An 11,534-nucleotide genomic window follows, 5' to 3' on the forward strand; every position below is an offset into this window, starting at 1 on the left:
ATGGGTATGCCGCTATTTCGATTCCTGTTCCGCAAAATGTGGAATACCCGCTGGCTCACGCTTAGCACGCTTGCAGGGTTAACGCTTGCCGTCGCTTTCGCGACGAGCATTCCGATGTATGCGGATGGAGCGTTAAAGCGGGTCGTCGCTCAATCGCTGCAGCAGAAAAGCGTGGGTCTCCCTGCTGGCTCGCTGCTTATGCGATACCAGTCTCCGGGCGCCAAAACCGATTTCACCTCTTTAACGGAGGTCAATCGGTATATCCAGGAGGATGTACCGGGAATGATTGGTTTTCCGTTCGATACGTTTGTTAAAAGCTATTCTATTCGCAGCGCCGACGTCGTTCCGGAAGATCCGGAAAAGGTGGATGCCAGCCGCAGCCGCCAGATGACGATGATGTCGCTCTCCGGCATCGAGGATAAGGCAGAGCTTGCGCAAGGGCGTTGGTTCTCGAAAGAAGCGGGCAGCGTCGACCTGATCGAAGCCGTCATGCTGGAAGAGGCAATGTACCGCAACGACGTCCATGTCGGCGACGTGTTTGAGTATCCCGTGTACGGCGGTTCGAATTTGACGCTGCGCGTTAAAATTGTCGGGGCGGTAAAGCCGCTTTCCGATACTGACCCGTTCTGGTATCAAGGCCTCGAAGGGCTGATGAATACGTTCCAGATCAGTGAGCAGGCATTTTCGAAAACATTGCTCGAGAAGGCGGGTATTTCGCTGCACAATGCCAGCTGGTACTATGCGTTCAATTTATCGGAAGTTAAGACGAGCGAGCTTTCCCCGCTCGGACGAACGCTGGAGAGGCTTAACATTGAGCTGTATCAGCGGCTGAAGGATACGAAGGTGGAAATTTCCTTCGCCGACACATTGAATGAATTCCGCAAGCAAAGTTTGCAGCTGCAAACGCTGCTGTTCACGCTGGCGGCTCCAATGATCGCAATGGTGTTCTACTTCATCGCGATGAACGCCCGCCAATCACTCGACAAGCAGCGAAGCGATATCGCGGTGCTTCGAAGCCGCGGAGCGGGGACCCGACAAATTATATGGATCTATTTGCTGGAGGGTCTCATGCTGGGCGGAGTTGCCCTCGTCGTCGGGCCGATGCTGGGCTGGTTTATGGCGAAGAGTATAGGTTCCGCCAATGGATTCCTCAGCTTCGTCAACCGCAAATCGATTCCGGTAGGCTTCTCCACAGAAGCGATGATCGCAGGCGGCGCGGCGGTGTTTCTGGCTGTCATGTCGACGGTTATTCCGGCCGTTATTTACGCCCGGTCCAGCATCGTCAGCTACAAACGGGATTTGGCCCGCTCGGACCGCAGTCCGTTTTGGCAGCGCTGGTTCCTTGACGTCTTGCTGCTTAGCGTAGCCGGTTACGGCTGGTATATGTTCAATGAGCGTCAAATGCTGACATTCCAAACCGGTATGACGACGGATCAGCTTAATGTGCAGCCGTTTCTGTTCTTCGTGCCGGCATTAGCAATATTCGCGCTTGGACTGTTCTGTCTGCGGTTGTTCCCTTGGCTGCTTAAGCTGTTCAACTGGCTTGGACGGAAGTTTCTTCCTGTACCGTTGTTCTTGACGCTGACGCAGTTGTCACGTTCGTCGAAAGGGTATTATCCGCTTATGATTTTACTTATTTTGACGCTGGGCTTAGGCGTCTACAACGCTTCTGCAGCAAGAACGATCGACCTGAACTCGACAGAGCGGACGCTCTACAAATTCGGTTCCGACGTTATCATTCAGACATCATGGGAAGGCACACCGGAATTGAAGCCATCCGGCGGTAATTCGGGCGGCGGCAATGGCGGCAATGGCGGCGGCTCGGGTGGCTCAGGCGGAGGCGGCGGTAATGGCGGCGGCTCCGGTGGAGGAGGCGGAAACGGAGGCGGCGGCAACCCTGGCGGGGGCGGAGCTGGTCAGCCTCCACCGAAGATGCTGTTCAACGAACCTCCGTTCGAGCTGTTCCGCAAAATGGAGGGCGTAGAGGCTGCTGCGCGTGTCTTGCAGACGAAAGGAAACGTAGTCGTCTCGGGCAAATCGATTGGCCAAGGTACGGTCATGGGCATCGATAATGTCGATTTCTCCAAAGTGGCGTGGTTCCGGAACGACTTATTTCCGATCCATCCATTCCATTACTTGAATTTTATGGGCAGTTTCGAGCAAGCGGCGCTCATTCCGTCGAAAGTAGCTGAAAAGTATCAGCTGAAGCCGGGAGACCCGATTTCCGTCGGCTTTGCCGAAGGTAAGCTGGATTTCGTTATTGTCGGCATTATGCCGTACTGGCCGAGCCAATACCCGGATCAATCGCCGTTTGTCATTACGAACTTGGATTACTTATACGATCAATTACCGATTATGCCTTACGAGGTTTGGCTGAAGATGAAGCCGGAAGCTAAAGTGGCGCCGATCGTGCTGGAGCTGCAAAAGCAAGGGATTGAGATCGCATCGATTAAGGATGTGCGGTCGGAGTTAACCACGCAGTCGAAGCATCCGACGAGAGGCGGCGTATTCGGTATTCTCTCGCTAGGCTTCCTCGTCTCTGTAATTGTGACGCTTACTGGCTATGTGCTTTATTGGTTCTTTAATTTATCGGGCAGGGTCGTACAGTTCGGCGTCCTGCGCGCAATGGGCTTGTCGCGCAAGCAATTGACCGGCATGCTCCTGTTGGAGCAGCTCTTTACGGCAGGGCTGTCGATTGGGCTAGGCGTTCTGATCGGCAAGGTTACGAGCTTGCTGTTCCTGCCATTTCTGCAGACGGCGGAAAACATCGCCGACACGGTGCCGCCGTTCCGGGTCATTTTCGACTCGAAAGACACTGCTCAGCTCTATGCAGTCGTCGGGTTCATGATGCTGACAGGAGCGCTTCTGCTCTTCCTGCATATCCGCAGGCTCCGCGTGCATCAAGCGGTCAAAATGGGAGAGGAGCGGTAACGCATGATCGATTGCGAAGGACTTGTTAAAATTTATAAAACGGATGATCTTGAAGTTGTCGCCCTGCAAGGCTTGAACCTGAAGGTAGAAGACGGAGAGCTGATGGCGATCATCGGCAACAGCGGCAGCGGCAAGTCGACGCTGCTCAACATTCTCGGCGGATTGGATCACCCATCCGCCGGCTCCGTCCGGGTAGGTCCATGGGATCTGCTGAAAATTACCGAAGATGAGCTCGTGCAATACAAGCGCGAGACGGTCGGCTTCATTTGGCAGAACAATGCGCGAAATTTGCTTCCTTATTTGACGGCATTGGAAAACGTGGAAATGCCGATGATGCTGTCCGGCAAGGTCGATAGAGCTTATGCCAAGCAGCTGCTGGAATGGGTGGGGCTGAAGGAGCGTATGCATAACAAGCTTCATCAGCTATCAGGCGGCGAGCAGCAGCGCGTTGCTATAGCGATTTCGTTGTCCAATCGGCCAAAGCTGCTGCTGGCTGACGAGCCGACAGGCTCCGTCGATACGGCTACGTCCGATTTGATTATGGGTATTTTCCGCAGATTGAACCGGGAGATTGGCATTACGATCGTCATCGTAACCCACGATTTGACGCTTGCCGGCAAGGTGGACCGGGTTGTGGCAATCAGAGACGGTCTTACCAGCACCGAGTTCATTAAGCGCAATCCGAGTATGACTTCGGGCGGAGGTGAGGAAGAACATCAGAGCGAACACGGTCTGCAGCACGTTCATGAAGCGTATGTGGTGGTAGACAGAGTAGGACGACTGCAGGTGCCGAAAGAATATTTATCGGCGTTGGCGATTACAGACAAAGCGACAATGGAATTTGACGGCGAGCGAATTATTATTACGCCGCCGAAATCTTTGGGGGGATAACGGTATGAAGACAACAACAGGATTTGCAACGGGTTTGCGCAAATGGGGCATGCTGACGCTGGCATTAACGATGACCGTTTCAGTCATGTCAGCTTGCAGCGGCGGCAACAGCAAGGAGGGCGCCGAGAAGCATGTGCTTCGGCTAGGCGTTCTTTACGGCGGCTCAGATCAAGAGTCATGGACCCGTCAGCAATACACCGATACGTTCGAGATGTTGAATCCGAATGTCGATTTTGAGATTGTGAGCGCCATTAACTGGAACGATCAGCGTTTTGAGACGCCAGGTCCGGACGGCATGAACAAACAGCCCGATCCTTATGAGAAAATTAAAGAAATGATGACCGGAAACAATCCGGTGGACGTCGTTATTATCGATTACAGCATGCTCCGCAGACTGTATCAGGAAAACCTGCTGAAGCAGTTGGACCCGCTTATTCAGCAATCCAAGATGGATTTGAGCGATTACGTGCCAGCGGTTATTGACGGTATTAAAGAAGCGAGCGACGGCAATATTTACGCGTTGACGCCGACCTTTAGCTCTTCGGCACTGTTCTATAACAAAAAAATATTTGCAGAAGCAGGCGTAGAGCCGCCTACCGACAATATGACGTGGGATGACGTTATCGCCAAAGCGAAGCTCGTATCGAAAGGCACGGGCGGCGATCGCCAATACGGCTTGCAAATTTCACGTTGGGGCGGCGACGGCTTCTCCGATACAACCGTGTTCGGTTCCGCTCTCCAATTGAAGGTCTGGGATGACAAAGGCGAAAAAATGCTTGTCAACAACAGCGAATGGGAATCGGTGTGGAATACAGTTGCCGATCTTTATAAACAAAAAATCGTTCCATCTTCTGAAGATATCAATCAGATCAATGAAAAATTGATGAAGGCGGCTGGCGACAGCTACTATAATCCAACCTCCGGTGATCTGTTTGTAAATGGAAAAGTAGCGATGACAATCGGCGAGTATTACTATATTAACGAGCTGAACCAATACATGAACAATGCTTCGAAAATTAAAGATTTCGAACCGTTCGAATGGGATGTTGTTACCCCTCCGACGCATGCGTCTAAGCCAGGCATAGGCGGCAACGTTTTCTTGGGCTCATTGATGGCAATCAATCAGAATGCGCAAAATCCGGATGATGCATGGAAGTTTATTCAATTCAGCAACAGCAAGGAATGGGCCGAATTGAAATCCCGCAGCACGTATGAACTGGTTGCACGCAAGGAATTCCTTAAACCGAAGGATGGAGCGGGCTACAATATTAATGCGTTCGCGACGCTTAAGCCGGTTCCGCCTCCTTCTGCCGATGCAGATAAGGTAATGCGCGACAAGCCGAACATTTACGAGGCTCAGAGCCCAGGATACGAATTGTTCCAACAGGTGGTTAAAGGCGACAAATCGGCCAAGGAAGCGCTGCAGGAGTGGGAGACGAAGGGTAATGTCGTTCTTCAGCGTCTGAAGACGAACCCTAACGGCAACAATGCCGGCGAAGGAGAAGGCGGCGGCGGAACGATTGATATCAAACCGCTTGAATCGGTCGGCTCTGCGCCCCCAGCTACAGAAGAGGCAGTAGAGTAGAGACTTTGATCCACAAAGAAATGACCCGCATAGGGGCGGCTAACGCTGCCTTACGCGGGTCATTTTTTTATTAAGGAGTAGTTGAACAGATTAACGGTTATCCGCCGAACGGAAACGTCCGAAGGATCGACCAGTTCCCATCGTCAGGCACCTCGATCAGTTGAATGCGGTCAACGGTCGACGTCAGTTTAATCGCAGACATTCTTAAGTTGCCGTACAGGTCGTGAAGCTCATCGGCGTTCATTTGCTGGCCGATCGTCACGTGCGGCGTATAGACGAATTTCGAATGCTGGACGGCAAGCGGACCGCTGCAGACGGCTTCATGCAGCACTTTCATAGGCAATGGGTCGTCGAGAGCGAGATATAGAGTAGGGGTGATTGGATAGAAGTTGGATACCCGATTGAAGCGAATTAGGAAAGATGAGAGTCCGGCTGTTACCGTCTCCAAATGCTTCAAGGCTGCGGACAGTTGTTCATCGCTCCAAGCTTCCCGATCTCGTACGGTGAGAAAAGGCGGGATTTTGGAGTAGTTCGGGTCGTAGCGAATTCGCCATCCATTGGCGTAATCCTGTACCTCTTGCGATGGAAACACGGCAATTCCGTATTGCATCGACATCAACTCCTTTTGTCAACGATTGGACATTTTAAGTATACCAGAATTGCAAGGTAATTCCGAATTTAGGGTACGCTATTTATCGAGGAGGGATACACAATGAAATGGATTTATTGGGTCAGGTTGTACGAAACAAAGTTTCAAGCGGGCTGCCTCGTTCGCCGGATGGAAAACGACTGGTGGGTATACGGCTACGAATGCCCGCAAGAGATTGAAGTGTTCCGTTCGCGCAAAGGACGGTACGGCGTTCGGTTCTTGGTGTAGCTTCATACAATATTTTTCCTAAAAAATCGAAAAACGCTTGACTAACTATAACTGTTTATTGTATATTAATTCATGTCGCCATTTCAAAAGTGATGTTTTACCAAATGGACGCGTCGCGGGGTGGAGCAGCCCGGTAGCTCGTCGGGCTCATAACCCGAAGGCCGCAGGTTCAAATCCTGCCCCCGCAACCAACCTTTCAATTTACGTCAGCTGACGTTTTTGTGAGGGCCCTTAGCTCAGTTGGTTAGAGCGGTCGGCTCATAACCGATTGGTCACAGGTTCGAGTCCTGTAGGGCCCACCATTTGATGCATCGCAACATGTGCCGGGGTGGCGGAACTGGCAGACGCACAGGACTTAAAATCCTGCGGTGGGTGACCACCGTACGGGTTCGATTCCCGTCCTCGGCATTATATTTACCCAAGTTCGTAAGGCTTAGCGCTTTACGATTACGGTTAAAATTACTGATTGTCTACATAATAAAAAAATCCTGTTTCATCATAATTCGTACAATTGTACGTGCATGATGAAACAGGATTTTTTTGTTTATTTTATTAACTTTATGATCAGTGTTACTGGAAAGGGTATGCAACTAAGAACAAGTCCCTACCATATGAATGGAAAGAATATTGATTGTTCAGAGTGAAAGCATTAAGTAAAGGTCACTTGACATTATTTGCAAATGTAAAGTATAGTTTACGTAAAGGTTGCTTTACATAAAGGGTGGGATAGGATAGGATGAAGCATCGTTTGAAGGAATTAAGGGCTGCAAATGGATGGACGCAGGAAAATTTGTCTGAGCAAGTCGGAGTTTCTCGGCAAACGATTATCTCCATCGAAAGCGGTCGGTACAATCCATCGTTGGAATTGGCTTATAAAATAGCTAAAGTATTTCATTGTACAATCGAAGATGTATTTATTTTTGAGGAAGGAAGTGAGAAGTCGTGAATATGGAACAGCTTCCAGGCTTGCTTGGTATACTTATTGGCGCTTTTTTTGCAGCAATTGGTATATGGTCGGGGGTCAAAAAAGCAGCTAAGAACAGAGGGATCGATGAGCGATTAAAAGTCATCGTAGCCAAATCGCATAGTACTTCCTGGTATTTTATTTTAGGATCAATCTATTGTTTATTTATTTTATATCTACTAGGTGTGGAGTTTTCTGTCCCAGCAGCGCTAGGTATCCTTGTATTTATTCAATTAGGGGGCTGGACCTTGTCGTTCTATTTCTATCATAACAAGTATTAGTAGGAAGCTAGTGGCGGGATGGGGAGACGCACAGGACTTGGAATCCTGCGGCGGGTGACCACCGTACTGGGGCGAATCTTATTATACAAGCGATTTCCCATTTGAAAATGTACATAAGTAAACTAAACGATGTTAGGTACTGATTTGTTTTTATTTCAACGGCGGACCAAGTTGAACATCAAGTATGGATCGAATCGCGAGCTATCGCAGAAAGCGAACCATATTATCTTACGAAAGTACTACAAGGCATTACTTTAAGAATAAAATAACAATAAAGGAAGGTGAAATGTTGAATATCAATAGATTTTTACCTACTCATAAATCGGATTATCAAAGTGTGAATATATTAAAAACCCTAGATATTAAAGAAATTGAGGGAATATCGTTTGAACTCTTAAAATGGGTGCAAGATATTAATTGGCCAATTGCTGAACCAATATGTCAATTACTAATTCCACTAGACATGAAGATTATTAGCGAAATAAAAATAATTTTGCAATCGGGTGATCTTGAATGGGTAGATAATTGCTTGTTTCATATAGTTAGATTTTTATCAGAGGACGCTATTTTAGAATTGAAGGATGAGCTATTAAGAATAGCTAATAGTCCAACAGCAGGTGAAATTGAGATAGAATTAAACTTGCTTTCAAAAAAGATACTAAAAAAAATAACTTAACTAATTGTGACGAATGAAGACCCCTCAGGTTCGTCTTCATTCGTATTGTTATAAGGCTTCAGCAAACCGAGATAGAGAAGCTCACAGAGGCGGATATCGTACTCAATATCACCTTATTTTCTTAGTAGTCTACGGAAGCATTGTTTGTTAAATATAAATGGTTTGATATTTACCCATCCAAACAATATAATATCGTGGAATGAGAGTGTCGGTGTAAATGGATTAGCCTTCCGATTGATACTTTTGGATTCATTACAAATGAACGATGGGGGTTTTTGGTGGAAGGCTACTACATAACATTAGAATGGCGGTGTCGAGCAAAGCATGGCAGGAAAGCATTATGTGGTATGGGTTGGTAAACAACCTGGCATATACGCCGTATGGAAGGATTGTCAGGAGCAGGTCAACGGCTATCCGGAGGCAAAGTATAAATCGTTTGCTTCGAAGCAGGAGGCTGAGAAAGCCTTCCGTGATGGATGGCAGCGGCATTGGGGGAAAGGAAGCGGCGGCAGCACCGGAGGCGGTAAAACGACGACAGCGAAAGCAGCAACGTCGTATCGCTCGAAAGCTGCAGCAGTACCGCTCGAACAAAACAAGGAAATCGACTACGACAGTATTTCCGTCGATGTAGGAACGCATGGTAACCCCGGTCCGGTCGAATATAAAGGCGTCGATACACAGACGGGCGAGGTGTTGTTCTACGTCGGTCCGATCCCGAATGGAACGAATAATCTAGGCGAATTTATCGCCGTTGTCCATGCGCTTGATTATTTACATAAGCAGGGAAGCGGGAAGACGATATACAGCGACTCTCGAACGGCGCTCGCCTGGATTCGAAACCGAAAAATCGCATCGACGCTAAAGCGAGATGAATCAACAAAGCGGATATGGGAGCTCGCCGACTGGGCGCTGAATTGGCTGAACAGCCACCCATTTACAAATCGCATTGAGAAGTGGAACACGGAGGAATGGGGCGAAATTCGCGCCGATTTCGGCCGCAAATAAGTATAAAAAAGCCTTTCTCCCTCTGAAGGAAGAAAGGCTTTTCTCTGTTATTGCGCAGCGTTCGTCTGAACTGCTGGGCTATTCTTGCTCGTGCTTGCGCCAGCCAACACAGGTGTATAGGCCGCGTCGACATAAGTCGAAACTTTAGCTTCGGTCAGCACTTGCGGATATACTTTATCCGGGTCAGGCTCAGTGATTTCGGCAAGAATGATCGCCTTGTCGCCTTCGAATACAATCGATACGATGCGGAAGCCGTAGCCTGGATGGCCGAGCGTCGTGCTTACTGTCACTTTGTTGATCTCTTTATTGACAGGCGTAACTGTCAGTTCGTAGTCTGGGCCTGGCAAAGGCTTGATCGTAGTTGCACTGTCCTTAGCGAACTTGATCGCATCATACAACCAGCCAGCCGATTCGCTTCTCGTAATTGCCCGTTTAGGGTTAAAGTTTTGTTTTTCATCGAGGACAGCGATTTTTGTAATGAGCAGCTTTTGGATGCTGTCCATGTAGTTTTTGTTGATGTCGGCTTCATCATGAATCTGTACAAACAGATCAATGAACATGTAGTCGCCTTTTGTCAGAACTGCTTTAAACAAATGATGGGCAAACTGCTCTTTCGTCATTTCATCATTCGGCTTTACGTTAGAAGGAATTTCAAGACCTCTAAATTGGCCGACGACAAAGGCGTTCGAGTACCAAGCGTCATTTTTCAAATTCGGGAAATATTCGTTCGCCAGCGGCTGCCTAATGAACCGGATATCGTCAAGGTTTAGATCCAGTCCTTTTACAATCATACTAATGCCGGCCGCATAGGTCAGCTTGCCTTTCCCGTTGAAGCTGTCGTTTTTCTCCCCGCCAATAATGCCTTCTTTTTGCAAAGCGGCAATTTTGCTCTCGTTAGGATCACCTTTGGTGTCGCTGAACGCATAGACCGTCGAGCTGAGCGAGAATACGAGCAGCATCATGATACCAATCAAAATTGATTTTTTTCTCATCGCAAACTCTCCCTTATCTTAGTTGGTTTCGTCAAATGTATAACGATAGCGCTCGTATTATTGTTGCACTGTGACGGAAAAAAACGGCATCGGCTTATTCCGAAACCGGAATTGTCAGCCTCTACCGTTATAGTGTGCGCCGTGGGTGGACGTTTTATAGCTTCATAGAGTTCTATTTTCAGCTTAGTTCAAAATAGTATTGGGCAATTGAAGCGTCGTTTGCGGATATTTGTAGTCGTCGTGGACACAGGTTGTGCTTCGATCGTAGGCCGACTGCGACAGACGGTGAGAAATTTCGAAGATGGGCAATTCCGGATTAACATGCAGAACCGAATCGTAAAACGAGCAATTCGTGAAGTTGAATTCCAGCGTTTCGATCAGAAGGACGCAGTTTGTAAACGTGCAGCCGATGAAGTGGAAGCCGTCGAAGCCGATCGTTTCATTGTTGAAATGTTCATTCTCTATTACTTTCATATGTACACTCTCCTATTCTTTGGTGAGACAGCATGACATTTATTGTAACAGAGGGCTGCTGTGAGGAATGTCGTTATATGGCCGCTGAAAACAATTATTTATCGACATCTCCGGCTGGAAATCAGGGTCATCAGTCCATTGAAATAGGAAAAAAGTCCGGTTTCCCGGACCTTTTTCGCATACGTTATCATGATGAATGCGATGAATGGTGGTATTATGGAGGCGCGAGCAGGATCATAGCGAGATAGGATTAGCAGCCTTTTCCATAACCGCCGTAGCCGCCGCCGAATACACCGCAGCTACAAGCGATAATCACCAAAAGGATGAACAGCACCAGAATAACTCCTGTGCTAGTGAAAGCACCGCCAACAAAACCGGACATTTAAGCATTGCACCTCCTCGTTTTTGGAGTACACCGTATTTTATGCAGGGAGGTACAGTACTGCTTGGGTATCTATACCCGAGACAGCGAATAACCGTTATTCGCCTAGAGGATGTATGGGGAGTTTGAGCGAGGCCAGCGCTCGGATTTTGATCATTAATATACCTATCCGTTATTAAGTGATTGTTATCCATAGGGGAAGGCAAAAAGTTGCTGATCAAACGAAAGAAACCCACAAAGCACAAGGCTTGAACTGTAACCTCATTTATAGACAGTTTAAAAAAATGGTTACCAAAGTCTTAGGCAACAATGAGATGGCTTCTGAACTCATCAGGAGTCATCTTTTTTAATGTCCATTGGTAACGTTCAGAATTGTAATGAGTCATGTACTCATTAACCGCTAGACGTAGTTCCTTAATAGACGAGCAGTCTTTGTAGTTAAGTTCGTCTTTCATATGACCAAAGAACGTCTCCAT

Annotated in this window: 13 protein-coding genes and 3 tRNA genes; 11 read left to right on the forward strand and 5 right to left on the reverse strand. The window is 48.1% G+C overall.

Annotation, left to right across the window (positions count from 1 at the left end):
• From ACFVTB_RS18090 to ACFVTB_RS18100, 3 genes are read left to right on the forward strand one after another with little or no spacing between them, the layout of a single operon-like run.
• Positions 1–2,931: an ABC transporter permease gene (locus ACFVTB_RS18090; protein ID WP_387751985.1), complete on the forward strand. Its 2,931-nt coding sequence runs from the start codon at positions 1–3 to the stop codon at positions 2,929–2,931.
• A gap of 3 nt (positions 2,932–2,934) precedes the next feature.
• Positions 2,935–3,822: an ABC transporter ATP-binding protein gene (locus ACFVTB_RS18095; protein WP_387751988.1), complete on the forward strand. Its 888-nt coding sequence runs from the start codon at positions 2,935–2,937 to the stop codon at positions 3,820–3,822.
• 4 nt (positions 3,823–3,826) lie between these two features.
• The gene (locus ACFVTB_RS18100; RefSeq protein ID WP_387751990.1) at positions 3,827–5,407 is read left to right on the forward strand and encodes an ABC transporter substrate-binding protein; all 1,581 of its coding nucleotides are present in this window, start codon (positions 3,827–3,829) and stop codon (positions 5,405–5,407) included.
• A 97-nt stretch (positions 5,408–5,504) separates the two neighbouring features.
• Here ACFVTB_RS18100 and ACFVTB_RS18105 read toward each other — a convergent pair whose 3' ends face one another.
• Entirely contained in the window at positions 5,505–6,017 is a 513-nt protein-coding gene (locus ACFVTB_RS18105) for a 2'-5' RNA ligase family protein (protein ID WP_387751993.1), read from the reverse strand.
• A 102-nt stretch (positions 6,018–6,119) separates the two neighbouring features.
• On the opposite strand from ACFVTB_RS18105, the gene ACFVTB_RS18110 reads away from it, so the two are divergent.
• From ACFVTB_RS18110 to rnhA, 8 genes are all read left to right on the forward strand, one after another.
• Complete coding sequence (locus ACFVTB_RS18110) at positions 6,120–6,284, forward strand: hypothetical protein (RefSeq protein WP_015845421.1); 165 nt, start codon at positions 6,120–6,122, stop codon at positions 6,282–6,284.
• A 114-nt stretch (positions 6,285–6,398) separates the two neighbouring features.
• A tRNA-Met gene (locus tag ACFVTB_RS18115) sits at positions 6,399–6,475 on the forward strand.
• Between the two features lie 34 nt (positions 6,476–6,509).
• Positions 6,510–6,586 (forward strand) — tRNA-Ile (locus ACFVTB_RS18120).
• A gap of 20 nt (positions 6,587–6,606) precedes the next feature.
• Positions 6,607–6,692, forward strand: a tRNA-Leu gene (locus ACFVTB_RS18125).
• 328 nt (positions 6,693–7,020) lie between these two features.
• A complete protein-coding gene (locus tag ACFVTB_RS18130) occupies positions 7,021–7,230 on the forward strand; it encodes a helix-turn-helix transcriptional regulator (protein ID WP_387751996.1) in 210 nt (69 codons plus the stop codon).
• Positions 7,227–7,529, forward strand: a complete 303-nt coding sequence (locus tag ACFVTB_RS18135) for a hypothetical protein (RefSeq protein WP_387751999.1) — start codon at positions 7,227–7,229, stop codon at positions 7,527–7,529. Before ACFVTB_RS18130 ends, ACFVTB_RS18135 begins: the two co-directional genes overlap by 4 nt.
• A 286-nt stretch (positions 7,530–7,815) precedes the next feature.
• Positions 7,816–8,205, forward strand: coding sequence for a DUF5071 domain-containing protein (locus ACFVTB_RS18140; protein WP_387752002.1), 390 nt, complete (start codon positions 7,816–7,818; stop codon positions 8,203–8,205).
• Between the two features lie 324 nt (positions 8,206–8,529).
• Positions 8,530–9,210: a ribonuclease H gene (gene rnhA, locus ACFVTB_RS18145; RefSeq protein WP_387752004.1), complete on the forward strand. Its 681-nt coding sequence runs from the start codon at positions 8,530–8,532 to the stop codon at positions 9,208–9,210.
• Positions 9,211–9,257: 47 nt separating this feature from the next.
• Here rnhA and ACFVTB_RS18150 read toward each other — a convergent pair whose 3' ends face one another.
• The 4 genes from ACFVTB_RS18150 to ACFVTB_RS18165 form a co-directional block, all read right to left on the reverse strand.
• The gene (locus ACFVTB_RS18150) at positions 9,258–10,202 is read right to left on the reverse strand and encodes an S-layer homology domain-containing protein (protein WP_387752007.1); all 945 of its coding nucleotides are present in this window, start codon (positions 10,200–10,202) and stop codon (positions 9,258–9,260) included.
• Positions 10,203–10,385: 183 nt separating this feature from the next.
• Positions 10,386–10,676 (reverse strand): hypothetical protein, encoded by a 291-nt coding sequence (locus tag ACFVTB_RS18155; protein ID WP_387752010.1) that lies wholly within the window; start codon positions 10,674–10,676, stop codon positions 10,386–10,388.
• A gap of 250 nt (positions 10,677–10,926) precedes the next feature.
• Positions 10,927–11,058, reverse strand: a complete 132-nt coding sequence (locus tag ACFVTB_RS18160; RefSeq protein ID WP_387752013.1) for a hypothetical protein — start codon at positions 11,056–11,058, stop codon at positions 10,927–10,929.
• A 299-nt stretch (positions 11,059–11,357) separates the two neighbouring features.
• Positions 11,358–11,534 (reverse strand): IS3 family transposase (locus tag ACFVTB_RS18165; protein WP_387752074.1); only part of this gene is annotated, 177 nt, incomplete at its 5' end.

The organism is Paenibacillus sp. NPDC058071 (assembly GCF_042885235.1).
Lineage (GTDB): Bacteria > Bacillota > Bacilli > Paenibacillales > Paenibacillaceae > Pristimantibacillus.